The organism is Colwellia sp. SU-HH01172, assembly GCF_057553355.1.
This window is the reverse complement of sequence record NZ_BAAJMB010000006.1, coordinates 86,177-110,465: the sequence shown is the minus strand read 5'-3', so window position 1 is coordinate 110,465 and position 24,289 is coordinate 86,177. Positions and strand designations below refer to the sequence as shown.

Below are 24,289 nucleotides of genomic sequence, written 5' to 3'. Positions count from 1 at the left end.
ACACCTGTGAATAATATTCTATTTCTTGAATACGTTAGCATTACGTTTGAGTAACCTTAACAGCACTGCTCACTTGTTAGCAACTTGTTATTACTGGTCCTAAATTACATCACGGCAACCAAGCAAGCAATCCTAATAGATGGATGTTATCTTTACTGGCTCTATGCTAGTATTTATTGTTAATAGAAAGCATAAACCTTGGTGTCGGCATACAAGGTGTTCATAATACCAAGAAGAAAAATTGACAGCTAAGTCAAAAGTCTTTGGCTTGAAAAGGATGAAATCATGAGACTGAAAAAAATTATTGCCTGTTGGCTTATTCTGTTAATCGGTGTAGTTGGTTGTGGTGAACAACAAACGGCTAGCTCACACCTTGCTAAAGCAAAAAGCTTGACTGAAGCTAGTGAAATTAATCAAGTTGTTATCGAACTAAAGAATGCGATTCAATTAGAGCCGAAAAATGCTGAAGCGCGTTATTTACTCGGTCAAGCCTATTTACGCCAAGGCAGTGGGGTGAATGCGGCGAAGGAGTTAGAAAAAGCACTGGATTTTGACTACCCTGATAGCCAAGTAATACCTTCATTGGCAAGAGCCTATTTACTGGTTGAGGATGATGCTGGTGTTTTGTCCCTTGATGAACATAGCGATAAACTCTCAGCTGATGCTAAAGCTCAGTACTTCTCTTATAAAACCTTAGCTGCGCTGAGAACCGGCGATAATGACGCCGCCGAAGCCGCAGTGGCTACGGTAAATGAACTTGCTCCAGAAAATATATACTCCTTAATGGCGAATGGTTATTTAAATTTATCAAAAAACACCCCCGAAGAAGCGAAGAAGTTGATTTTGCAAGCCTTATCAATTGAGCCAAATAATCCTGACGCTTTAATGTTACAAGGGCAAATCTCCACGGCTCTTAGCGACTTTAGCCAAGCCAGCAAAAGTTTTACGCGTTATGTTGAAATACAACCGCTGTCTGGGATTGGCTCTGTTTATCTGACTGAGTCACTCTTAAAAGAGCAACGCTTTGATGAAGCTGAAAAATATGCCGACTCTATTTTAGCTAACTTCCCTAACCAGGCGTTTGCACATTATGTTAAAGCGGCGGTGAAGTTTCAGGGAAAAAATTATAAAGAAGCAAAATCTCACGCCGAGCAAGCGCTTACCAGCAATTTTAATAAGCCTTATTTGCAACTTATTGCTGGTATTAGTTCATATTTTCTAAAGAGCTATGAACAAAGTTATGTGCATTTGAAGCCGATAGTAAAATATCTGGCACCAGCGCATCCGGCTCGTAAGATGTTTGCTGTTAATCAATTACAACTTGGTTTAGTGACAGATCTAGATGACAGTATTGGTGAACTTAGCCCAACGTCTGAAGAGGATATCGACTTTTTGTCCTCACTTAGTTTTCAGCTGGCAAAGTTAGGCGCTTTTGAAAAGGCAAAAGAAATATCAGACAAGCTGGCAGGTCAAAAAAGGGTAGAAGACCCAAATAGCGCTAAAAATAATGTCCGTGAAGGTTTTTTAAAGCTAATGTTAAACGACCCGTCAGGAATTAAGGATTTAGAGCTGGCCGTCGCTCAAGATCCTAATATGAAAGGGGCGGAATTAGCCATTGCCTATCTTGCGATAGAAACCGGTGATTTTGAACAAGCTGCTAGTATTGCTGAAAAATGGCAGCAAGCTCATCCTGAAAAGGCAGAAGGCTACAATATACAGGCAGCGATACAAATAAAACAAGGTGATATTGCCAAAGCCAAAGAAACGCTAATGAAAAGCATTGAGTTACAGCCAAAAAATTTATTTGCTCTACGAGAATTAACGGCAATAGCGCTAAATGAAGGGAAAGAAGACGAGGCAAAAGCATGGTCATCTAAAGCGATATCACTTTTCCCCAATAATGTTAGCATTTTAAAGCAGCACTATTTTATTGTGAAAGACAGCGAGACTTTAGCAAGCATTAAGGCGCTTTATGAAAGTCAAAAGGCTAATATTCAATACGGTTTGCTATATGCGGAAGTGTTACTTGACCTTGCTAAACCTACCGAAGCCAATGAAATATTATCATCCTATACCACGTCGATTAATTCACCTAAAAAATTGTGGCAATTAAAAATTATTGCTCAGATGAAGCAAAAGAATAACGCAGAAATACAGAATATTGCTCAAAATTGGTTATTGTCAAATCCATATCATATTGAACCTGTGTTGTTGCTGGTCAATGGCTATTCGATGTCTAAGCAGTTTGGTCGCGCCTTGAGTGTCATTGAAAAAGCAATCGTAACGCAACCAAATAATAGTAAAATTTTACAGCTGGCAAAAATGAAGCTGTTACTCGATTCGAGTAAAGTTAGCGAAGCAAAAAGCTTATTTAAAGAGCTATCAGCACAAGGGTTAAGTGAAACTAATCGTCAAGGTATGCAGGGAAGAATTGCTCTATTAGAAGGAAATTATGCCGAGGCGATACCTTTACTAAATGAATTTTATCAAGCGATACCATCGAGCCAAAACGCTATTTTCATTGCTGTAGCCAAGGCCAGATCTAATCAACGAGAACAAGCAATTGCAGGCCTAGAAACGCATTTAGATAAAAACCCAGATGCTATTAGGATCAGAGAGTTGTTAGCTAATTTTTATACTCAATCAGATCCGAAAAAAGCATTAAAAGCGTATGAAGTGATTGTTGAAAGTCAGCCAAAGAATGCGATTGCGCTTAATAATTTAGCTTGGCTTAATATGGAAGCTGACAATATGGCTGTCGCCTTGACTTATGCTGAAAAAGCTTATGAGTTGGCCGGTAGCATTCCGAATGTGCCAGATACCTATGCGCAGATATTGTTAAAATCCGGTGATAAAGTGACTGCACTTAGCAAAGCTAGTGAAGCGCATTCACTTTCAAAAGGTAAAGATATTGATATAACGCTTAATTATATTGAATTATTAATCCTTAATAACAAAACTGCAGAAGCAAAAAAATTAATCGCAGGCGTTGAGCCAAAAAATGATGTACAAACCGAAAAGCTTAATGCATTAACGGCGAAGTTATAATCCTTAGGATAGCTTTTAATGCCGTTTGTGATTTGTGTGAAGGTTCGCTCGAAGATGAATTAAGTTAAGCAAATAAAAACCCAGCACTCTGTACTGGGTTTTTTCTATTTTCATAAAGCCAATAAATCGGCAAACAATCGTTACTCTATCTACGTTTTAATCGAGTTAATGCAACACCGATTAACCCTAAGCCAAAAATGGCTAATGATGTTGGTTCAGGAACATTTGGTCTGTTATTCAAGCCAGCAACAACATTATCAAATTCGCCAGCAATACCGGTACTGTTCACAATAACTTTATCAAATGCAAAGCCACCATCAAAGGTAATATTGACATATCTGTTAGAGCCCGCATCGCTTTGATCACCAGATTGAGTGCCAGCAAGTGCCAATAAGGTAGTGCCTAGAAGGGTTTCACAAGTAGCTCCATCACAAAATGTAAAATCATTGTAATTATCGACAGAACCCCAATAAAAACCAAAATAGTCAATTAATACGCCGCCGCCTAGGGTGGTTAAAAATCCCGAATAATCTATGGTTACTGTACCAGAAGAGCCAGTTGCCGGCGTAAAGCCATAACAGGTATTATCTTCTATTGAAGGTACGTCAGTATTACCATTGCCAGGTTTTGCGGCAACGCCTGGGATGTTATCAAAGCCGACCCCAAAACCACCGCCAGTTTCTGACAATACAATTCCTGGAGCACCTAAGGTATTAACGCCACAACCTGCGGCATCAGCCGTTGCATCAAAGTTATGAGTCGTATCCGAACCACCTAGACCACCAGGAATGATACCCCCAACATCTGTAACCGCAGTAGCGATGTCAAAAGTTTCAATAAATAATCCGCTAGAGACATCTTGTATATTGTTAGCATTAACCAAGCTACTGGTTAAACCTGAGCCATCGGTTGCTGCTTGACCACCAAAACCTACAATGATGCCAGCATTTGCTCCAGTACAAGATAGTCCGATTAATAGAGCCAGTGTTTTCACACTCGAATTTTTGATAATTTTTTTCATTATAGGTTATCCCTTAAAAAAATTTATAAGAATATACTTCTACAACTTTGCTAAAAAATGCATTCAATATGCCAATAATTTAATTGCTTGCTAATACAACATCTTGCCTGGTTGTTTTTTGTACAGCAGCTTTTGAAATACGATTTTTGTAAATTTTCTTGACAGCTAAAGTAGTGTTGATAGTTTTTTAATGCGCGAGGGTTTTGCTCTTTGACGGAACAGTTATCACCAGTGCCGTTTTGTTTAGACTCGGGTGCTGGGAGAATTAAGTGAAGAAAGTCATGGGGTATTAAAAAAGGCTTACTGAATAACAGTAAGCCTTAGTGTTTATATTTTATTCAAGCAAAAAGTTATCGCTTATTTTTGAAACTTACGCTTGCGGTTTGCAACACCTAAGCCAAATAAGCCTAAACCAAATACTGCAAGTGACATTGGCTCTGGAACGTCTCTATTACGAGTTGTTAAACCAGTAACAACGTTGTCAAACTCACCAGCAATACCTGTACTTGTTACGACAAAGCGGTTCCAAGCAAAGCCATCAAAATCGATGTTTACATAAGTATTTGACGTTGGTAAGCCTTGGTTACCTGATTGGCCACCAAGTAAGTTTAATAACTCAGTACCTGTGATAGCTACAGAAGTGCCATCATTATCGTTAAAGAATTCGAAATCGTTATAGGTATCAACAGAACCCCAGTAGAAACCAAAGTAATCTAACTGTACGCCGCCTAAACCTGCTAAAAAGGCTGTGTAGTCAACTTCAACAGTACCTGAACTACCTGTTTGAGGAGTAAAACCGTAACAAGTGTTATCAACATAATTTGCTGAACCAGTATTACCTGGTCGTGCTGCTTGCCCTGGTAGGTTGCCATCAGCAACACCTAAACCACCACCAGTTTCAGTAACAGTAATACCAGGTTGGCTTAAGGTGTTTACGCCACAGCCATCAGAATTGCCCGCAATATTGTATTGCATGTCTGGAACACCGGCTAAATCTGTCATTGCCGTAGCGGTATCAAAAGTTTCAATAAAGTAACCGTTACTTGCATCGATCACATTGCTTTGATCAACAAAGCTACTTGTTAGGCCTGAGCCATCTGTTGCCCATTGACCTGAAGCGATATCATCACCAAAAAAAGTGATGATAGCTGCATTTGCTTGTGCACATGTAAGGGCTGCACCTAGCGCTAAACTACCTATAATCTTTTTATTAATTAATTTGTTCATACTTCACTTCTTCCATCTATTTGAATGTAAAACATCATGTCATTGCTGATGGTTAATAAGCATCATGCGTGCCATTTATTAAAAGTACTTATTTAACATGCGCTTGTATGATTTTTTGTAAGGTGTATATAAGAGGTTTTTTGATGGTGTAAAATATGTCGACAGCAATTTTGTATAATTATCAACCAATAAAGTGACTTCTTAACTTGCTATGCTCTGGCCTTTCAATTCACGCAATAACATAGCAAGAAAATTTAAGATAGGATAATCAAAAAGACAACTTAAATAGGGTTATATCTACCAGGGCTCAATACTCTATTTGGATCTAATACTTTCTTTAATTCGTTAGTTGTTTGCCAAAAATCAGACTCTTTGTTGAGTAAATTTTGTTGTTGGTCGATATTTAAACGATAAGGTACAAAGCCTTTTTTCAGTCCTTCGCTAACAAGTTCGTCTAAACAGCTATGGGCATCTCGCACGGCTTGTTCATTGTCTTGGTCAAATACAATTGGAATGGTGCTATCAACACAGTCGTGTTTTAAGTTAGTAAAAGTAATAAAAGGCTCTATTTGATATTTAGGGCAAGTATTTCTGATAAAGGCGGTAAAATCCTTCATTGCTTCTGGTTTCATCGGAACAAGCGGTGCATACCAAAGTAGTCCACATTTATCTTTACCGGGCGATAGCGAAGAGCGAGACAAAATGTTGTTATCGCTATGACGCCAGTACGGCAGTTTTAGCGCGACTTTATTGGGTTTGCCAAGCATTATTTCATTACCCATATCAAATGATCTGAGTTGCTCTCTGACCATAGCAAGAGGAGGGATTAACTTAAATAAAAATTCTGGGGTATTGTAAATGAATAGCTTTCCTGTGCGCACAAGCAAGCTATTTGAAAAAATTTGTTTACCTGATAAAGCGTTAAAAATTGCTGAAATTTCTTTTTGTGCAGCTTTAGCAACACCTTTGCTGCCATAAATGCTACCGACAATTGTCCAACTGGGAATATCGTGCTTTTTAGCAAGGCGACTAACGTCATCATCTGACATAACCTTATGTTGATTGCTTCCGTTTGGATTCTCAGCAAACATGGCCAATACTCGACGTTTATCCATAAGATTAATGGAGCCCACTATACCTTCATATTCCCTTAATACTTGTCGAATTAAAGGTACTGCTTGGTCAAGGACATCGTTATCTTTTAGTTGCACGAAAAATGAAGAAAAAGCAGGTGAGCGAGCGGCTAGCCGTATCGTCATCTCGGTTACTATGCCAAAACTTGATTGAGTAAAAAGTGCATCTAAATGAGGCCCCACCCCCCATTTAAAGGTTTTATCAACAAATTTATCTTCAGATTGGTCTAACTCATAAATGGCTGATTGGAACGGACGACCGTTGGCCCAAAAGCCTTTAATGGCATTGACCGCGTTAAAATGTTCACTGTGTGGGGTAATGCCGTAGCCACGTTCGATGGCGTTGCCTACGATTGAACAATCAGGCCCTGCACCAGTAACCGGAACCATGAAGTTATCACCATGGGCGATTAAAAATTCACTAAGTTGCTGCTGTGTTACGCCGGGCTCTAGTGTGACAAGTCCTAGTTCGTCATCAAATTCAATCTTTGTTAAGGTTGATAAATCTAGTATCAGTGTTTGGCTATTTGGAGCCGGCGGTTGACTGGTGCCGTAGCCCCAATTTCGACCACTACTAATCGGGTGAATACTGAATTTCAACTGGTCATTATCACTGAGTTGGTTTGCTAAATTGAGTAGGGCTTTAACATCATTTTTACTATTGGGCTTTACGGCACCAATAATTGAGCGTTGTTTTTCTGGAAAACTATTTAAGCCTTCCGTGCCTCTGACATAATGAGAAAATTCTTCGTTTTCTGTTAGCAGCTCGGCCTTTTCGTGCAGCACATTTTTGATTTCTTGGAGGGTATCTAACATTTATAACTCCCTGTTGGTTTGGTAGCCTGCTAGTAACAACACTTATACTAACTGTCTGTCGCTCTTAATGCGAAAAATTAGGTATTAGGTAATAGCGGCAATGTGCTTACAAATATCTTCAGATATTTCTTTGTAAAGACACTTGAAACCTGGCGAAAGATTCTCCATGAAGATAGTTGAGTTGATATAGTATGGTGCTCGTAAACCATGATAGTCAATTGCTTCACCCAATTGAATAAAGTTAATACCAACAAACTTCATACTACGGGCTAACCGTGGCTCCATCATGACGTAAACATGCTTTACCCCTGTTTCGATACTCATGGTTGCTGCTGCCATATATAATCCGATAGCAATAAATGGAAAGCAACGTAGCTCGGTTTCTGAGTAACTTGACTCACTTATGGCACCGATAGCGGAGCCCTTAAATTTATCTGTTTTACGTCGTCTAAAGTCAGCTTTTACTGCAAGGCGAGATATTTCAGCGATTTCGTGGCGTGGAAAGTTACTTGGGTGTAGTTCTTCATTTTGAATAGCTTCAAGACAATATTTTTCTATCGGTAATAATTCTGTTTCATTGGCTGATTTAACCACTCTGACACAGCTAGTGTAGGTATTTGACGGCTTATGCTTAATCATTGAAAAAATTGATTGGGCATCAAACTCATCCTGCTCTTTACCTTCATCTTTTACTTTTTCAAAGGCAAGCTCTTCACAATAAACATTGTGGCGAATACGAAATACTTCATCGCGTAGTTCGTCGTTAATCGCCACTTCTGGTTTTAAGAATTGGGTAAAATGCTCAGCAATATTCATGGCATCATGATTGACTTTCATCGATGCAATTCGTTTAGTGATATGGCCAATAACAGGCACATTTAGCAATTTCTTGCTCCAATTCATTGTTACCTCTGCTTCCTAGCATATAAAAGGTTAAGCGTAGCCACTATTATTACTTGATTTAAACATGCTTGTATAATTAATTTAACATTTTATCGCTAGATTATAGATTATATTAATAAAACTTCGCTAAATAATAGCTGAGACTTTTGATCTTCTTGCAGTAAACCTTAATTAATTTACCTAGGGTTATCAAACACTCATCTGCTTCGCCTAAAGTTCAGCTAACATACGGCAAGCTACTGTTCACAAATTAGTTTTTGAACTTTGTTTTAATGGGGACTATTTCCATTGCGGTTTTATAGCCAATATCAAATAAGCCAAACTTTTTTTCTTCACTCATACCAAAGTCAACGGCAGAGGATAGACCGGTGTTAATGATGATAGTGCTATGCCAAAAAGCGTCATTGATATATTCTCTCGAAATTGTCGTCATAAATGTTCTGATCAAAAGTGTGACATAGTTCACTATCGGAAATAGCCCGTTAGTTTTCAGCTCATCATATTCATGCTCTCCGCGCAGGCGAAAACATAATACAGGTGTGCCATTGTTGGCCCAGTCACGATGTAAGGCATCTTCAGACAATATACTACCGTCGACCATTAGATGTTTACCAAAATTTTTGAAGCTAAAAACAAGTGGAATGGACATGGAAAATCGCACCGCTTGCGATATTTTCATACCGGGTGTTCTATCGCGGTTAAATATCACAGGCCGACCTGTTTTTACATCGGTGGCAACAATATGCAAATGATAGTCAAGTTCAGCAAATGTTCTGCCATCTAAATGTCGATCAACCCATTGCTCAAATACATCTCCTGAGCTTAAGCCGCCATTGCGAATTAAGCCGAGCAACGAAAAGCCTCTAAACTGATTATAGTTAGTGGTGACGGCAATATGCTTTATTTCCTCGATTGAGAGTCCCACAGCATAAAGGCTAGCAATGATACTTCCACCTGATACACCAACAATATGAGAAAAATTAACCTGCAGCTCTTTTAGTGCTTGCAATACTCCAATATGTGCTGGTAACCGCGTGCCACCGCCTGCCAAAATAGGTACTATACTTGCCACTTATCTTCCTCCATGTGTGCTTCTCAATAGTAAGTCACTTAATTATGGGCAAAAATTTCGAATTCGCTAGCTAAAAAGTGTGCTAAGTTGAGGTAATGTGAGAATTTATTGAAAAGGGTTTATTTATGAGTCGTATATTCCAAGCATTACTATTTGCACTGCTGATATTCAGCTCCGTTGCTCGTGGTAATTTAGTAGAAACGGTTAAAGCAATAAAACCGTCGGTAGTGGGTATTGGTGTTTATACCCCGACAGGTCAACCGAAAAATCGACTCTATGGTAGTGGTTTTGTTATTGGTAATGGCACTTATATTATTACCAATAGCCATGTAGTTGATCGGGAGCTCGACGACACCTTATTGCAAGAGCTTGCCGTTTTTACCGGTAAAGGGCCGGCAACTAAAGTGAGAGTTGCTCAATTGGTTGCAACAGATAAAGAACATGACATCGCCGTGCTTAAAATTGGTGGACCATCGTTACCCGCAATGGCATTAGCGAATCGTGACTTTCGCCCTGAAGGCAGTGATATTGCTTTTACCGGCTTTCCTATTGGTGCCGTGTTAGGACTTTATCCTGTAACACACAGAGGCATGATTGCGGCGGTAACACCAACAATTATTCCGGTTGATAATTCGAGGCAAATCAGTATTGCAATGTTAAAACGAATGCGAGATCCATATTTAGTTTATCAATTAGATGCAACCGCTTACCCAGGCAATAGTGGTAGTGCTATGTACGATGTTAAAACAGGAGAAGTTGTCGGTATTATTAACAAGGTATTTGTTCAGAAAAGTAAAGAAACAGTGATCAGTAATCCAAGCGGCATTACCTATGCAATACCGGTAAAATATTTACATCAACTGTTGGAAAAAAACAAAATAAAAGTTTAATTCTTATCTAAGCCAAATAATGGCTTGGCTGCTATTCGTCGGCACTAATTTGTGGCAATTGCCCAAGACTCTCATTGCTCAGTAAGCTTGAAATTGGCACAAGTTCAATTTCGTTCTGGGCTAGTAGTGGTAAAAGTTTTGATAAAGCCATTACCGTTTCTGGGTGAGGGTGGGCAATGGCGACAACGCGGCGATATTTTTTGGCATCGACAATCAGTTGTTGAAATTGAGCACTAATGTAGTGATGGCTAAGTTCATTATCGAGGAAAATATGGCGGTGTAAACTGGGTACTCCAAAGCTTTTTGCCACCGTCTCTGCTTGGCTGGCGCTAGTGGTCATGCTGTCGACAAAAATTAAATTACGCTCTTTTAGAAATTGCATTGTCCACGCCATTGGCGAATATAATTCCGTAAGCTTACTACCCATATGATTGTTGATGCCCAGCGCAAACGGCACTTCAGCAAATGCCGCTGATAAGCTTTGTCTAATTGTTGACTCATTCATTGTGCTAGTTAGCGCCCCAGGACCCAGCTTTCTACCGTTTTGGGCTTCCATCGGAATGTGCAAGATAACATCATTGTTTTTTGCTTTTGCTTGTAACGCTAATGAACGGCCATAAGGGGTATGAGGCAAAATGGCATAACTGATATTGCCAGGTAAATATAGCGCTTGTACGTCACTTTTACGATAGCCAATATCATCAATAATGATTGCCACTTGTGCCGGCTGCGCTGAAACGAAAAAACAGGAGAATAAACAGAAGATAAAAAATAGTCGCAACACAGTTTTTCTTATTTTTATTATGAAATTGATATTAGCCTAACATGTAAAATGGCTAAAATCGATGCGGATATGACAATCATTGTGCTTGATTATTTACACCAAAGTTTTGGATTTACCGCTTTACCTGTATGTCGAATTTCAAAATATAAGCCAGATTCAGTTTGACCACCGCTTTGTCCAATAAGTGCAATTGGCTCGCCTGCTTCAACGCGGTCACCGACTGATTTGAGTAAGGCTTGGTTATGTCCATATAAACTCATATAGCCATCACCATGGTCGACAACGGATACTAAACCGTAGCCTTTTAACCAGTCTGAAAACAAGATGGTACCATTGTGTATTGTTTTAACTTGTCGACCAATAGGAGCCGATAAGAATACCCCTTTCCATTTTAGGTGATCCTGTTTTCGACTACCAAAGCTATGTCTTATTCTTCCTTTTACTGGCCAAGCTAATTTTCGTTTTAGCTTACTTAAGCCTTGTAAGTTTACTTCGTTGCGAGCCGCTTCCGCCATTTTTTGGAGTAGGGCAACAACAGAGGCTTCCTCTTGTTCTAGCTTGGCCAAGCGCTGTTGACTGCTGAGCTTTTTGTTATTGAGTGCCCGCAAGGTTTGCTTTTGCTTAGTTTTAGATAACTCTAGTAGTTGTTTTTGTTGCTGCTGCTCTTGAGTTAATTGCGTTAATTGTTCCGCCTGCTCTTGGTATTGATTGGTAACATTTTCCAATTTGACTATTGTGGCTTTGAAATTTTCTATTTCATTTATTCGTGCTTTATTTAAATATTGATAATGGGTAATGGTCCGTTGCACGCTTGCCGGGTTTTCTTGATTAAGAATTAATTTTAGATAATCGTGATGGCCAGTTGAATAAGCAGCCCTGAGCTGTTTTGCTAATATTTTCTCTTGCTGTTTTTTCTCAGTTTCGAGTTGCTGCTTTTCAGTGCTGAGCTGAGCTAATTTTTTTTGGGTATCGGTGAGTTGCTTATTTGTTAGGTTTAGCTCTTTTGCTACCTTACCAATAGCAAGGTCATCTTTTTTTAACTGTGTTTCTAAATCACTAATTTTAACTTCAGTACTATTTAATAACTGCTTTTGTTGAGTGATGGCCAGTTGAATGTCATGGAGTTTTTGATCGGTTTCCGTGGAATTTTTCGGCAGAGAATTCTGACCATACACCGGAAAATAAACCCCAAAAAGCAATAGCGATATTACCATCATAACTTTAGCTTGATGGTAATGATGCAGATTACTTTTTTTGAGTGGAAAGAAAGCCAAAATAAGGCCTTATTTTAGCTGCAGTAAACTGCTACCTGTCATTTCTTCGGGTTGAGGTAAGTCCATTAATGCTAACAGTGTTGGTGCGATATCACTAAGGGCTCCGGTCGTTTTCATCTCAGCATCACGGCCAACATAAATTAATGGCACGGGTTCACAGGTATGTGCGGTATGTGCTTGACCTGAGCTGGTATCAACCATCTGTTCTGCGTTGCCATGATCGGCAGTAATTAAACATTCCCCGCCAGTATTTTTCAACGCTTGAATAACTTTACCTATGCTAGCATCTACGGCTTCACAGGCTTTTACCGCGGCATTAAAGTCACCAGTATGGCCAACCATGTCGCCATTGGGGTAGTTACAAACAATAAAGTCATGCTCGCCGCTTTCAATAGCTGTGACAAGTTTATTGGTTAACAAGGTAGAGTTCATTTCCGGTTGTAAGTCATATGTGGCCACTTGTGGTGATGGAATAAGCACTCGTTCTTCACCAACGAAGGTGTCTTCTTTACCGCCACTAAAGAAAAATGTCACATGGGCATATTTCTCTGTTTCCGATATCCTTAGCTGAGTCTTGTTATGCTTTTCTAGCCACTGACCTAAAACGTTTTCAAGTGCGACGGTTGGAAAGGCACAAGGAGTTTTTATATCTGCAGCGTACTCTGTCAGCATGACAAAATCGTTAATTTTAGGTTGTTGTTTTCGGTTAAAACCAGAGAAGTTCTCTTCGGTAAAACAACGGGTAAATTGTCGAGCACGGTCGGCGCGAAAATTCATAAAAATCATGGCATCGCCTTCTGCAACGTTAATGGTTTTTCCGGCCGCTGTCGTTATTGCCGATGCTTGTACGAATTCGTCATTTTCATCTCGCTGATAAGCGGCAGCTAAGGCGTCGGTTGCTGAGCTAAATTCAAATGCTGCTTCACCGGAAACCATTAAGTTATAGGCTAGTTCAACACGATCCCAACGCTGGTCTCTGTCCATTGCGTAGTAACGACCAATGATAGAAGCAACTTGACCACAATTAAGCTCGGCAAATTTTGCTTGGGCTTTTTCAAGAGATGCTAACGCGCTACGAGGTGGTGTGTCTCGTCCATCTAAAAAGGCATGCAAATAAACCTGTTTAGCGCCTTTATTCGCCGCCATCTCAAGTAAAGCAAAAATATGTTCTTCATGACTATGTACACCACCAGGTGATAACAAGCCGAAAACATGGATAGCTTTTTGGTTATTAATCGCGTTATCAATGGCGTTGGATAATGCAGGATTAGCTTGAAATTCTTTATCTTCTATCGCTTTTGTTATACGGGTAAAGTCTTGATAAACAATGCGACCAGCACCTAAATTAACATGACCCACTTCGGAGTTGCCCATTTGGCCATCAGGTAAGCCTACTGCCATTCCTGAGGTTTGAATTAGCATATTGGGTTTATTTGCCATTAAGTTGTCAATTACTGGGGTATTAGCATGATAAATAGCGTTGGATTCTGGGTTTTCTCTATATCCCCAACCATCTAAAATAATAAGAACTGTTGACTTCTTGTTTGGCATTGCGGCTTCCTATAAATACTCAGAGATTAGATCCAACGTCTAGACAACGTCGATAAATAGATAAAATGTAAAATTATCGCGCTAGTATATCAAGAGATCTAAGGAATATCTTCTGTCGTTAACTAGAAAATGTTTTAAGCAATTCTGCTAATTGAGGCTAAAAGTAAAAGCGCAGCAGATCATTGTGAAGAAGAAAAAGTAATGTTAAGTGGTAATTATTTATTTCTTTGTAAAGTTCAGTTTGGGTTTATATTATTAGCCTGTATACTGTTGCCAATTTTAGTTTAGTAGAATATAGAATTTATGGACCAATTTATTACGTTTGCAATGAGCCAACCATTACTTAGTACCGCTTGGCTTGCCATTGTATTAATGATTATCGTACTAACGATCAGAATTCAAATGTCGCCAATTAAACAATTGAGCACACAACAAATGACTTTTTTAGTCAATCGAGAATCAGGTGTTGTGGTTGATACCCGCAGTGAGAAAGACTTTAAAGCCGGACATATTGTTGATGCAATTCATTTGAATAGTGAAAAAGTTAGTAAAAATGACTTCACTAGTCTTGAAAAGCATAAAGATGATCCCATCATTATTGTATGTACCGCAGGTATCAGTGCAAGCAAAGTCGCTAGCCAAATGGCTAAAGCTGGCTTTACTCGTGTGAATTTACTTAAAGGTGGTATGAACGCATGGCAAAGTGCTGGCTTACCAGTTGCTAAAAAGTAACAAACACCACGAGATATTATGATGGCAGTTGAAATCTATACTAAAGTCACTTGTTTTTATTGTATGAGAGCGAAAGCTTTATTTGATGATATGCAAGTTGCTTATAACGAAATTAAAATTGACGGCGATGCTCAATTACGTGAAAAAATGATCAAACGTAGTCAAGGTGCGTCAACCGTGCCACAAATTTTTATTAACGACCAACATATTGGTGGTTGTGACGATTTATTTGCATTGCATGCCCAAGGAAAACTATCTTCAGTCATTGGCGCTTAATCTACATCGACAATAATTGAATAACATTAAATTAGCAGATAACGTGTCTTAATGATGCGAATAATAGGAAGTAATACCATGGCTGACGAAAACCAAAACAGCGCAGAAGCAACAAACGAACAACCAGCTCCGCAATTTGCAATTCAACGTGTTTACACTAAAGATATTTCATTTGAAACGCCTAACTCTCCAGCAATTTTTCAAAAAGAGTGGAAGCCTGAAGTTCAACTAGATATTGATACCAAGTCAAATAAATTGGCTGATGATACCTATGAAGTAACATTGTCATTAACGGTAACGGCTAAAATTGAAGAACAAACCGCATTTTTAGCTGAAGTACAACAAGCCGGTATTTTTACGATTGGTAATTTACCTGAAGCGCAATTAGCTCACACTATTGGTGCCTTTTGTCCAACAACATTATTCCCATATGCTCGTGAGTCGGTAGCAAACTTGGTTAGTCGTGGTTCATTCCCACAAATTAACCTTGCCCCTGTGAACTTTGAAGCATTATTTGCTAATTATGTGCAACAACGTGCTGCTCAAGCACAAGCAGAGCAAGTGCCTGCTAGTACTGAAACTCATTAATCTATGACCAGTAAAACGGCTGCTATTGCTGTTATCGGTGCCGGTTCATACGGCACTGCACTGGCTATTTGTTTAGCACGTAACGGTCATAAAACCCTACTTTGGGGACGAGACGCTGAGCATGTGGCTGAAATGGCGCGTAGCCGAGCTAATGAAAAGTATTTACCGGGCAGTAAATTTCCTGAAGCGTTAGAAGTTTGTGCCGATTTAGCCACTGTGGCTAGTGCCAGTAAAAATATTTTATTAGTTGTACCTAGTCATGCCTTTGGTGACGTATTAAGTCAAATAAAGCCCCACATGCGTCAAGATGCACGTTTAGTCTGGGCAACTAAAGGTTTAGAACATGACTCTGGCCGGCTGCTACAAGATGTTGCCAGAGAAGCGCTCGGAGAAGATATTTCTCTAGCGGTACTTTCAGGTCCTACTTTTGCAAAAGAAATGGCGGCAGGGTTACCAACCGCGATTTCTTTATCGTCTAGCGATGAGGCCTTTGTTAGCGATATTTCAAACCTATTGCATTGCGAAAGAACTTTTAGAGTCTATAGTAATAATGACTTTATTGGCGTGCAGCTTGGTGGTGCGGTCAAAAACGTTATTGCCATAGGGGCAGGAATGGCGGATGGCATAGGCTTTGGCGCAAATGCTCGTACCGCGTTGATCACCCGTGGTTTAGCGGAAATGACACGTTTAGGTTGTGCATTGAATGCACAAGCATCAACCTTTATGGGCATGGCAGGTTTAGGCGATTTAGTCTTAACTTGTACTGATAATCAGTCTCGAAATCGACGCTTTGGTCTTGCGCTCGGTCATGGTATTGGCGTTGAAAAAGCCATGGCAGATATCGGCCAAGTTGTCGAAGGTTATCGTAATACGAAAGAAGTTTATATGCTAGCTGAGCGTATGGGTGTGGAAATGCCGATTGTTGAGCAAGTGTATCAAGTGCTTTACCGCAATAAAAACGCTAAGCTTGCGGCAGCAGACTTACTTTCTCGCGAACGAAAATTTGAATAGTAGACTCTACGACAGTTTTGCTAACAAGGCGTATTACGATAAGTGATACGCCTTTTTATTTTTTAGACTACTTAAATTGAATTTGCAAAACCTAATTGGCGCCAAGCTTCATAAACGATGACGGCCGTGGCATTGGATAAATTCATGCTTCGACTATCTTTTAGCATCGGGATGCGAATTTTGTCTTGGTCGGGAATTTGCTGTCTAACGTGCTCAGGCAAGCCACCTGTTTCAGAGCCAAAAAGTAAATAATCACCTTGTTGAAAGTCAATGTCACCATAGTAGCCGGTTGACTTAGTTGTCACCGCTAATACTCGCTTAGGTTGTTCGCTTTTAACAAACTCTTGGTAGTTGGCATGACGCTTAAGGGCGGCAAACTCGTGATAATCTAATCCTGCTCTTCGCAGTTTTTTATCTTCTAGATCAAAGCCTAAAGGCTCGATAAGATGTAATCTAAAGCCGGTATTGGCACATAACCGAATTATGTTGCCGGTATTAGGTGGAATTTGAGGTTGAAATAATACAACGTCTAACATATCAGTGCTTAATCAATTTTATAGTGGCACTATTATAACCTGCTTATAGTTAATGCTTAAGCATTGCTTTGCTAAACTTAACTTGAACAGGCATAAATTGAGGCTTTAATGGAATCATCGCAGACACATTCAAATCAATATGCTTTCTTGGTCAAGCTGGCGGCTTTTGCGGCAACAACGACGGCACTGCTGCTAGTTGTTTTGAAGTTATATGCTTGGTTTGTAACTGACGCGAGTGCCATGTTAGCTTCCGCCACTGACTCGATTCTAGACTTATTTGCGTCAATAATGAATGTGGTGATATTGCGTTTTGCCCTTGCTCCCGCTGACGAAGAACATAAGTTTGGTCACGGGAAAGCAGAAAGTTTAGCGGGCTTAGTGCAAGCAGCCTTTGTTATGGGCTCAGCCTTGTTATTAGTTTTTAATGGTGTTGAACGTGTTATAAACCCACAACAAGTGATTCGTACTGAAGTCGGCATTGGGGTTTCCATAGTGGCAATAGTCATGACATTACTGTTAGTGCTGCTACAAAGGTATGTGATTGCTAAAACTAAATCGGTGGCGATAAGTGCGGACGCACTGCACTATCAATCTGACATATTGTTAAATTTAGGCGTACTGGCGGCCCTGTTTTTAAGTCAAGGTTATTGGTTGCAAGCTGATGGTACCTTTACTATCGGTGTCGGTGTTTTTTTACTTGTTGGCGCCAGCAAAATTATTTGGCTAAGTGTTCATCAATTAATGGATCATGAGTTAACTGAAGATGAAACCGAGGCGATTATAGCCATAGTAAAAGGGCATAAAGGTGCGCTAGGTTTGCATGAATTGAGAACGCGACAGGCTGGGCAAAGTCGCTTTATTCAATTTCATTTAGAGTTAAATGATGAATTATCGCTATTAGAAGCCCACGGCATAGGTGAAGCGATTGAAGCGGAAATCATTCGTGCATTAGCGCCATGTGAAGTTTTTATTCATCATGACCCATCATCGGTGGTTAGTAGCGAGCTGGCGACTAATGAAAAGTCAGTCAACTAAATTGTTGTTGCTACACTCAGCTCAGTCGACGTTTAGTTCCGATTATATTCTAGAGCTATTGCTAACGTTAGTGCTGAGTGATAAACCAGTCTAGAGTGCGGGTGAGTGCTTGGCTACGATACTCATCAATTTCGAATAATAGTTCGTGATATGCACCGTCAATAGTCAAAGGCTTGCCGCCAAAGCAAGATTGCGGCTGTATTTTATGTAATTGTTGGCAAAATTCATTTTGGGCTGAGTTATCAACAATATGCTCTTCACCTGATTGCATCAGTAATATGGGAGTTGAAAGTTTCGATAAGTCGGAAAAAATATTTTTGTTCGCCGCCAGTGCTTGTTGTAGCCACTTAAAAGTAACGCCACCTAGTTTTAGCTCTGGTTTTGTTTGATAAAGGTTTTGGAAACGTTGAAAGCGCTCCTGTGAGTGCATTAGCTTATTGTCTTGATATGATGTTTGATTACTATCACTTTGCCCCAAAAAGTACCATGGAGATTCACTAAACCATTGATTTAATTTACTGCCCGACTCCACAACGAATTTTGCGAGGCCTTTGGGAATGTTACCACTTGAAATCGCAATCATAGGTGAGCTTAATACTAGCGCTTTTATTTTATGTTGCTGTAATTGCAGGTATCTAAGTGCAATTGCTCCCCCCATAGAGTGGGCAAGCATAAATGCCTCCTCATGGTGTTCGGGATAGTTTTGCGGTATTACCTCGTTTAACAACTGGTGTAAGTCTTGGGCATAATCATCAAAACTATTTACGTACCCTTTAAATCTATTTGTCAGCAGGCGCTGCGATAAGCCTTGTCCTCGATGATCAATCACAACCGTATCAAAACCTTGTTGATCAAAGTCGTACATTAATTCTTGATACTTCAGGTAACTTTCTGAACGCCCTGGCACTATGACGACATAAGGCTTGTTTGGACGTTTAAAGTTTGTCGTGTAGGCAATACTGATATTGTCGTGCGTTGTAAATGTTGCTTCAGTAACTGATTGCCAAAATTGGCTAATAGCGGTAATTTTTTCTGGCGTAAGCATTTGTTTATTGGTGTTACTATCAGCATTGGCCATCAAGGAGATTCCTATTAAATTAAGGGTAAATAAAATGATTAACTTTACTTTAGGCTGCTTCATGTACGGAATCTTTGCCTGATGTGAAAGGTAATTCGATAGTAACGGTTAAACCTTTACTGGCATTGTTTTTCGCGCTAATTGAACCGTTATGAGCCATAACGGCTTGCTTCGCTATCGCCATACCTAAGCCCGTGCCGCCTGTCGCCCGATCTCGAGCTTGTGCCACTCGGTAAAAGGGCTCGAATAGTTTGCTTAAATCTTCAGGGGGCACGCCAGTGCCGGTATCAATGATATCTATGATAAAGCTAGTGCTATTCTGACTTAGGCAAACATTAAGGATGTCATTTTTATGGCTATATTTAACGGCATTCACCAATATATTATTGAGGGCACTTGACAGTAGTGTTGGATCTGCCTGAATTAAACAGCTACCACTGCAGTGAAAAGCAATGTTGATTGATTTTTCATTAGCGATATATTGGGCATCTTCAATACAAAGCTCTAGTAGCGGCTTCAGATCAACTGACATTAACTCCATTTGGCTGATGGTATTTTCCATACGAGAAAGCGAAAGCACGTTGGAAATCATCTCATCAAGGCGAGCAACTTCCAATTCACAACGTTGCAAATGCTTTTGTAACAATTCAGGGTTAATATTGTCTTGTTGTGCCAATCCTAAAGCAATTTGCAGGCGTGTCATTGGTGAACGTAATTCATGTGATACATCAGCCATTAAGCGCTGGTGTGAACTTATATTTTGCTCAAGCTTCTCGGCCATTAAGTTAAAGCTTGCTGCACAGGCACCGATTTCATCATTACGTTGTGCTGCTAATGGCACACGGGCTGTGAACTCGCCATCACCAAAGCTTGCCACTGTTTTTTGCATAGCAATTAACGGTTTAGTCAACGAACGCGCTAATAACCAAAGAAATATCGAGCTGATGATGATGGGGATACCAGCGCGAATCCATATTGGTAAGCGCAGCATAAAGCTTCCAAAGCGCGCTCTTCTATCGCGACTGGCAAGAAATAGTTGGTATGGGATCTCATTTATTTTAAGATCGATTGGGCCGGTCATACGAAAAAATTCAAATTTAACCGTTGTTAAGCTTTCTAAGTTATTGTCGTTTAAAAATGTCGCTAAACTATTAATTTGCCATGTATCTGAAGAGAGCACTTCATTGGTCAGCATATTTTTCAATAATAATTCTCTGCCTTTACGTGTTGGCAAAATATTCAGGGTTTCTTCAGCGCTAGTCGGCGCAGAATTACTGAGCAAGCGATTGACACGATTTAGTATCGAAATATCGGATTGGTGGCTAGGCGCTATAAAGCTTTTTGGTGTAAATTGTTCAGATACTAATCGCGTAGTAGCGATAGTAAAAATAACAATCAACCAAAAACATAGAAAAAGTTTTGCACCGATAGAAGAAAATGACTCTGGGAGTTTAGCCATTAAATAAGCTCTCCTGCCAAGAAAATATAGCCGGCACCTCGAATGGTTTTAAGCTTATCACTCGGGCTATAAGGTAATAATTTTCTTCGGATGTTACTGACATGCATATCGATGCTGCGATCAAAGGCGCTGAGTTTGCGTTTCAATACCCGTTCAGAAATTTCATTTTTACTAACAATTTCGCCAGGTTTAGACATCAGATGCTCAATTATTTGATACTCAGTGCCGGTCAGTTCAATGAATTCATTGTGACAACTAACCTGTCTGGTTGCGTGATTGAGAACAACGCCATTGACTTCTAAGGCACTATTTTGTTCTTTACTATTTTGAACAATGTCGATTCTTCTGAGAATAGCGTTAATGCGTGCTAGCAGTTCTCGGTGTTGAAAAGGTTTTGGCAAATAATCATCGGCACCCAACTCTAAACCTAAGATTCTATCAGCATTGTCACCTTTTGCGGTTAGCATTAGTATTGGTGTTTTGTGATTACCACCCAGCGCTTTTAAAACTTCAAAACCGGTTAAGCCAGGCATCATAACATCTAAAAGAATAAGTGAAATATTTTCGTCAAATGCTTTTTCTAAACCCGAAATACCATCATAACAACAAATAAGTTCAAAACCTTCAGTAGCAAGATAATCAGATAACAATTCAGCAAGTTCTTTGTCATCATCTATTAATAAAAGCTTATGTTTTTTCATTTTTGTCATACTTATTTGCCTTAACTTGTCACTATAATAGCGTAAAAATTTAACCGCGCTTAGGATATTTACATAACATTTACGTTGGTTTGCGTTTCTTTTCGTTGCAGCTTTTATACTGGGTCTAACTTAATTGAGGAGTAAAACTTATGAAAGCAAATAAATTATATTCAGTGATAAAACCCTATATGGCAATGGGCGCTGCAGCGCTATGCTTAACAACCTTTAACGTTAATTCACAAGGCTACAATGATGAGAAAAATACCAATCAGGCTAAGTATAGTGATTATCAGAAAGGTCATTCGAACCATCAGCAACGGATGAAAAAACGTTTCAGAATGATGGCAATGCAACTTGATTTAACGAAAGAGCAGCGACAACAAGTACGAGATATTTTTGCTGCAACAAAAGTTGATAAAAAAGATCGTCGAGAAGCTATGTCTGGCTTTAAAGAACAGGTTAAGTCTTTAGCACAAGACAGTGAATTCAATGAAGATAAATTTAAAGCTATTTATGCAGAGTTTCAGTTAGATTTTCAGAATATTGCCATGGAAAAGGCAAAAATGCGCCATGCAGTTTTTCAAGTATTAACGCCGGAACAACAAGAGAAGTTTGCTTCTTTGCGTGAGCAACGTGGGGCATTATTTCAGTAGACTAAATGAAAATATTTTCGACATTTTGCTTTCTACCGCAATGCCATTTTTTTCCGCTGGTAGAAAGCGCCATTTTTCCATAGCATTACGAATGGCGTTACGGAAATAGCTCACTTTACTTTTAGACTCAAATTGGATGTCTTTCACTAAACCATGCTTATCAATGCTAAATTCCACCATGATTTCAAGCTCAATGCCTTTTCTTTTTGCTGAAGACGGGTATCTAGGCTCGATTGACGTGATGAGTTTCGCGTCACTATTTTGCGCTTGAAGCTCGAGGTTTTTCGCAAAGCCATTATTGTATTTCTCAGGGAAGTTGCTGTTGATAGCTTGACCGAGTTGGTTGTATGAGTTTTCTTCGAATGACTTGTTATCGACTGCATTGTGCGACAAATTTTTGCTTGAAGGCAATTGTCTATTAGATGTTTTGGGGTCATTTAATAAAGATGCTACGCGGTTTGAATATGGGTTTTTAAAAGTCACTGATTTATTACTTGAATCTGTACGCTCAAACGCTATATCTGAAATGGACTTAGTTGCATTAAGTGCCATTTTATCAGCCGCGGCAGCTTTATGCATAAGTTTACTGTTAATTTCTTCAACGTTTTTTTCTGGCGCCGAATCTAGCACTATAGGTAATTCATCATAATACTTTGTAATCTGATGGTTGCTGCCCGTTGTTTTCTTCATCTCTTGTTTTTTTGGGGTAGGCGAACTATTCACAACACCTTGTTTGGCTGAATTCTCCTGACTGTTGGTAGGCTTTGACAAGTGTTGATAAAGGTTCGTTTTGGCGCTATTCATGGCAATTAGTTGCTCAGCTAACGGTGAATGGCCAGTTACGTTTTCAAGCGACATGGGGGCGTATGTTATCGAACTTTTATTTAATTCAACGGGAGAGCGGCTTAACGAGATACTACCTGATTGTAAATCTATGATAGGTAGTGTTAACGAGTACTTAGAAAAACCAAAGATAATAACCAATAAAATGGTAAATGAAGCCAGCCATTTTCCTGAATCTGATGTTTGCGTACAATGTGGTTGATTATCTAATAACCTTACTACCCGCTGTTTGAGATCTCCGCCAGATGCTGCCATCGCCATACTTGGAATAGCGTGATGTCTATGCTTTTGACACAAAGATGCGGTATCCGCCAAGGTATGAGCATAAGCCAATGCACTATCGCTATGTTGCACTGCGATATCGTCGCTACAATACTCTCTTTCATTACGCATTTGTTTTGAGACCCAACGTACTGTTGGGTGAAAGAACAACAATGTCTCTACTAAGGTTTGTAAAAAATTAACTAAATAATCGTGGCGTCGAATATGTGCTAATTCATGCAGCATTAACATATCTAATTGCTGAGGGGTTAAGCCAGATATCATGCTAACAGGTATTAATACCACAGGTTTTAGCCAGCCAATGGCCATAGGTACATCAGTTTTATGCGATAATAATAACCTAACCTGACGTGATAGCCCTATTTTAGTCATTAAACTTTCAAAGCGTGTTTGTAGTAATGGCGGCGCTGCTAATGTCCCTTGCAAGGGCAATTTATTGACATTGAACAGTTCGATCAAAAGCTTTACTGAAAGTAAGCTCACTATACTTAGCCAAAATATTGATATCGTAGGTAAATATTCAAACCATTCAATATACCAAGCGTTTGTCGGCATGTTATCTAAATAAAAGCTTTGATCAAGCAAGGGAAGGGCTTGCACTAAGCTCGTTGCTTGCCGGTATTCACTATCATAGACAATAAAAAAGGTAATTAGCGGTAAAGCAAGGTTGGCCAACATTGCAGAAGACGCTAAGGTATAACGAACTTGAGACTTTTGGTAGGAGATTAATGACAGTAAAAGCTTTAATACCAACGCAACTAATACCCCTTGCCATAAAAAATGGATAAGGGTTATTGCTATGCCAGCCAATAATGGGCTATTAATTAAGCTTTCTTGTATCATTGAATATTTTGCTTAGCTTCTATTGCTTTAGTTAACTTTGCTAGTAACTACGATTGCTCGTCTAATTCTTTTAGTAACTGTCTAATATCTTCAATTTCTTCTTTGCTGGTTGAGTCATCTAAGGCTCGCATAACCAACTTTGATGTTGAACCACCAAAAGCTTTTGATACTAAATCTTTTAGTAATGAAGATTGCGTTACCATTTCGCTATTCGCAGCCGCATAAACGTGTGCTCGATTACTTTCATCACGAATAACTAATGCTTTTTCATGCATAATTTGTAATATTTTCAATACCGTAGTATAGCCGGTTTTTTGAGTTTGGCTAACCGATTCGTGAATTTGTCGAACTGTGGCTGGGCCCATTTTCCAAAGGATATTAAGCAACGTCAGCTCAGCTTCCGTTGGTTTGATATCTGATTTATCTCGTAACATTGAGATTCCTTAAAGCAAATTGTTCACATTCTTATTATACGAACATAGTCGTATCTGATGACAGTTATCCTAGCTTGAGACGAATAAATGAGCAATAGT

22 protein-coding genes are annotated in these 24,289 nt (G+C 39.5%); 8 read left to right on the top strand and 14 right to left on the bottom strand.

From position 1 onward, the window contains the following. Positions 1–285 precede the first annotated feature (285 nt). The gene (gene prsT, locus AC27JP_RS15610; protein WP_487116738.1) at positions 286–3,048 is read left to right on the top strand and encodes an XrtA/PEP-CTERM system TPR-repeat protein PrsT; all 2,763 of its coding nucleotides are present in this window, start codon (positions 286–288) and stop codon (positions 3,046–3,048) included. Between the two features lie 145 nt (positions 3,049–3,193). Here the strand turns inward: prsT and AC27JP_RS15605 are convergent, their stop codons facing one another. The 5 genes from AC27JP_RS15605 to AC27JP_RS15585 form a co-directional block, all read right to left on the bottom strand. Next, positions 3,194–4,069 (bottom strand): PEP-CTERM sorting domain-containing protein, encoded by an 876-nt coding sequence (locus AC27JP_RS15605; protein WP_487116736.1) that lies wholly within the window; start codon positions 4,067–4,069, stop codon positions 3,194–3,196. Positions 4,070–4,426: 357 nt separating this feature from the next. Further along, complete coding sequence (locus AC27JP_RS15600; RefSeq protein ID WP_487116734.1) at positions 4,427–5,296, bottom strand: Npun_F0296 family exosortase-dependent surface protein; 870 nt, start codon at positions 5,294–5,296, stop codon at positions 4,427–4,429. A gap of 281 nt (positions 5,297–5,577) precedes the next feature. Then, on the bottom strand, positions 5,578–7,245 hold the full coding sequence (locus AC27JP_RS15595) for an FAD-binding oxidoreductase (RefSeq protein ID WP_487116732.1): 1,668 nt from the start codon (positions 7,243–7,245) through the stop codon (positions 5,578–5,580). Positions 7,246–7,329: 84 nt separating this feature from the next. Further along, positions 7,330–8,148, bottom strand: coding sequence for a PEP-CTERM/exosortase system-associated acyltransferase (locus AC27JP_RS15590; RefSeq protein WP_487116730.1), 819 nt, complete (start codon positions 8,146–8,148; stop codon positions 7,330–7,332). 250 nt (positions 8,149–8,398) lie between these two features. Beyond that, positions 8,399–9,220, bottom strand: a complete 822-nt coding sequence (locus tag AC27JP_RS15585) for a patatin-like phospholipase family protein (RefSeq protein WP_487116728.1) — start codon at positions 9,218–9,220, stop codon at positions 8,399–8,401. A gap of 125 nt (positions 9,221–9,345) precedes the next feature. On the opposite strand from AC27JP_RS15585, the gene AC27JP_RS15580 reads away from it, so the two are divergent. After that, entirely contained in the window at positions 9,346–10,110 is a 765-nt protein-coding gene (locus AC27JP_RS15580) for a S1 family peptidase (protein WP_487116726.1), read from the top strand. A 31-nt stretch (positions 10,111–10,141) separates the two neighbouring features. Here AC27JP_RS15580 and AC27JP_RS15575 read toward each other — a convergent pair whose 3' ends face one another. From AC27JP_RS15575 to gpmI, 3 genes are all read right to left on the bottom strand, one after another. Further along, positions 10,142–10,894 carry a divergent polysaccharide deacetylase family protein gene (locus AC27JP_RS15575; protein ID WP_487116724.1) on the bottom strand — a complete coding sequence of 251 codons (753 nt, stop codon included), beginning with the start codon at positions 10,892–10,894 and terminating at the stop codon, positions 10,142–10,144. 89 nt (positions 10,895–10,983) lie between these two features. Next, positions 10,984–12,111, bottom strand: coding sequence for a murein hydrolase activator EnvC family protein (locus AC27JP_RS15570; RefSeq protein ID WP_487116722.1), 1,128 nt, complete (start codon positions 12,109–12,111; stop codon positions 10,984–10,986). A 66-nt stretch (positions 12,112–12,177) separates the two neighbouring features. Then, positions 12,178–13,719 (bottom strand): 2,3-bisphosphoglycerate-independent phosphoglycerate mutase, encoded by a 1,542-nt coding sequence (gene gpmI / locus AC27JP_RS15565; protein WP_487116720.1) that lies wholly within the window; start codon positions 13,717–13,719, stop codon positions 12,178–12,180. A gap of 303 nt (positions 13,720–14,022) precedes the next feature. Here gpmI and AC27JP_RS15560 point away from each other — a divergent pair, with 303 nt between their 5' ends. From AC27JP_RS15560 to gpsA, 4 genes are all read left to right on the top strand, one after another. Further along, positions 14,023–14,451, top strand: coding sequence for a rhodanese-like domain-containing protein (locus tag AC27JP_RS15560; protein WP_487116718.1), 429 nt, complete (start codon positions 14,023–14,025; stop codon positions 14,449–14,451). Between the two features lie 18 nt (positions 14,452–14,469). Then, positions 14,470–14,727, top strand: coding sequence for a glutaredoxin 3 (gene grxC, locus AC27JP_RS15555; RefSeq protein ID WP_487116716.1), 258 nt, complete (start codon positions 14,470–14,472; stop codon positions 14,725–14,727). A gap of 78 nt (positions 14,728–14,805) precedes the next feature. Continuing rightward, positions 14,806–15,315 carry a protein-export chaperone SecB gene (gene secB / locus AC27JP_RS15550; protein ID WP_487116714.1) on the top strand — a complete coding sequence of 170 codons (510 nt, stop codon included), beginning with the start codon at positions 14,806–14,808 and terminating at the stop codon, positions 15,313–15,315. Positions 15,316–15,318: 3 nt separating this feature from the next. Further along, a complete protein-coding gene (gene gpsA / locus AC27JP_RS15545; RefSeq protein WP_487116712.1) occupies positions 15,319–16,326 on the top strand; it encodes an NAD(P)H-dependent glycerol-3-phosphate dehydrogenase in 1,008 nt (335 codons plus the stop codon). 71 nt (positions 16,327–16,397) lie between these two features. On the opposite strand, the gene trmL is transcribed toward gpsA, so the two are convergent. Further along, the gene (trmL, locus tag AC27JP_RS15540; protein WP_487116710.1) at positions 16,398–16,862 is read right to left on the bottom strand and encodes a tRNA (uridine(34)/cytosine(34)/5-carboxymethylaminomethyluridine(34)-2'-O)-methyltransferase TrmL; all 465 of its coding nucleotides are present in this window, start codon (positions 16,860–16,862) and stop codon (positions 16,398–16,400) included. 108 nt (positions 16,863–16,970) lie between these two features. Between trmL and AC27JP_RS15535 the strand changes: the two genes are divergently transcribed. After that, entirely contained in the window at positions 16,971–17,897 is a 927-nt protein-coding gene (locus tag AC27JP_RS15535) for a cation diffusion facilitator family transporter (protein WP_487116708.1), read from the top strand. Positions 17,898–17,964: 67 nt separating this feature from the next. Here the strand turns inward: AC27JP_RS15535 and AC27JP_RS15530 are convergent, their stop codons facing one another. Genes AC27JP_RS15530 through AC27JP_RS15520 form a run of 3 tightly spaced genes read right to left on the bottom strand, consistent with a single transcriptional unit; the run spans position 17,965 to position 21,144 of the window. After that, positions 17,965–18,975, bottom strand: coding sequence for an alpha/beta fold hydrolase (locus AC27JP_RS15530; RefSeq protein ID WP_487116706.1), 1,011 nt, complete (start codon positions 18,973–18,975; stop codon positions 17,965–17,967). 49 nt (positions 18,976–19,024) lie between these two features. Beyond that, a complete protein-coding gene (locus tag AC27JP_RS15525) occupies positions 19,025–20,434 on the bottom strand; it encodes a sensor histidine kinase (protein WP_487116704.1) in 1,410 nt (469 codons plus the stop codon). Beyond that, positions 20,434–21,144: a response regulator gene (locus AC27JP_RS15520; protein ID WP_487116702.1), complete on the bottom strand. Its 711-nt coding sequence runs from the start codon at positions 21,142–21,144 to the stop codon at positions 20,434–20,436. The genes AC27JP_RS15525 and AC27JP_RS15520 overlap by 1 nt, the downstream gene beginning before the upstream one ends. Positions 21,145–21,284: 140 nt before the next feature. On the opposite strand from AC27JP_RS15520, the gene AC27JP_RS15515 reads away from it, so the two are divergent. Beyond that, positions 21,285–21,788, top strand: coding sequence for a Spy/CpxP family protein refolding chaperone (locus AC27JP_RS15515; RefSeq protein WP_487116700.1), 504 nt, complete (start codon positions 21,285–21,287; stop codon positions 21,786–21,788). Here the strand turns inward: AC27JP_RS15515 and AC27JP_RS15510 are convergent. Further along, positions 21,777–23,756 (bottom strand): TonB family protein, encoded by a 1,980-nt coding sequence (locus tag AC27JP_RS15510; protein ID WP_487116698.1) that lies wholly within the window; start codon positions 23,754–23,756, stop codon positions 21,777–21,779. The two genes, AC27JP_RS15515 and AC27JP_RS15510, sit on opposite strands and share 12 nt — an antisense overlap. Positions 23,757–23,803: 47 nt before the next feature. Then, complete coding sequence (locus tag AC27JP_RS15505; RefSeq protein WP_487116696.1) at positions 23,804–24,190, bottom strand: BlaI/MecI/CopY family transcriptional regulator; 387 nt, start codon at positions 24,188–24,190, stop codon at positions 23,804–23,806. Positions 24,191–24,289 lie beyond the last annotated feature (99 nt).

Bases quoted from the DNA above. Each gene is read 5' to 3' on its own strand.
- prsT (WP_487116738.1), top strand. From the start codon at position 286: ATGAGACTGAAAAAAATTATTGCCTGTTGGCTTATTCTGTTAATCGGT.
- AC27JP_RS15605 (WP_487116736.1), bottom strand. From the start codon at position 4,069: ATGAAAAAAATTATCAAAAATTCGAGTGTGAAAACACTGGCTCTATTA.
- AC27JP_RS15600 (WP_487116734.1), bottom strand. From the start codon at position 5,296: ATGAACAAATTAATTAATAAAAAGATTATAGGTAGTTTAGCGCTAGGT.
- AC27JP_RS15595 (WP_487116732.1), bottom strand. From the start codon at position 7,245: ATGTTAGATACCCTCCAAGAAATCAAAAATGTGCTGCACGAAAAGGCC.
- AC27JP_RS15590 (WP_487116730.1), bottom strand. From the start codon at position 8,148: ATGAATTGGAGCAAGAAATTGCTAAATGTGCCTGTTATTGGCCATATC.
- AC27JP_RS15580 (WP_487116726.1), top strand. From the start codon at position 9,346: ATGAGTCGTATATTCCAAGCATTACTATTTGCACTGCTGATATTCAGC.
- AC27JP_RS15570 (WP_487116722.1), bottom strand. From the start codon at position 12,111: ATGATGGTAATATCGCTATTGCTTTTTGGGGTTTATTTTCCGGTGTAT.
- gpmI (WP_487116720.1), bottom strand. From the start codon at position 13,719: ATGCCAAACAAGAAGTCAACAGTTCTTATTATTTTAGATGGTTGGGGA.
- AC27JP_RS15560 (WP_487116718.1), top strand. From the start codon at position 14,023: ATGGACCAATTTATTACGTTTGCAATGAGCCAACCATTACTTAGTACC.
- grxC (WP_487116716.1), top strand. From the start codon at position 14,470: ATGATGGCAGTTGAAATCTATACTAAAGTCACTTGTTTTTATTGTATG.
- secB (WP_487116714.1), top strand. From the start codon at position 14,806: ATGGCTGACGAAAACCAAAACAGCGCAGAAGCAACAAACGAACAACCA.
- gpsA (WP_487116712.1), top strand. From the start codon at position 15,319: ATGACCAGTAAAACGGCTGCTATTGCTGTTATCGGTGCCGGTTCATAC.
- trmL (WP_487116710.1), bottom strand. From the start codon at position 16,862: ATGTTAGACGTTGTATTATTTCAACCTCAAATTCCACCTAATACCGGC.
- AC27JP_RS15535 (WP_487116708.1), top strand. From the start codon at position 16,971: ATGGAATCATCGCAGACACATTCAAATCAATATGCTTTCTTGGTCAAG.
- AC27JP_RS15530 (WP_487116706.1), bottom strand. From the start codon at position 18,975: ATGGCCAATGCTGATAGTAACACCAATAAACAAATGCTTACGCCAGAA.
- AC27JP_RS15525 (WP_487116704.1), bottom strand. From the start codon at position 20,434: ATGGCTAAACTCCCAGAGTCATTTTCTTCTATCGGTGCAAAACTTTTT.
- AC27JP_RS15520 (WP_487116702.1), bottom strand. From the start codon at position 21,144: ATGACAAAAATGAAAAAACATAAGCTTTTATTAATAGATGATGACAAA.
- AC27JP_RS15515 (WP_487116700.1), top strand. From the start codon at position 21,285: ATGAAAGCAAATAAATTATATTCAGTGATAAAACCCTATATGGCAATG.
- AC27JP_RS15510 (WP_487116698.1), bottom strand. From the start codon at position 23,756: ATGATACAAGAAAGCTTAATTAATAGCCCATTATTGGCTGGCATAGCA.
- AC27JP_RS15505 (WP_487116696.1), bottom strand. From the start codon at position 24,190: ATGTTACGAGATAAATCAGATATCAAACCAACGGAAGCTGAGCTGACG.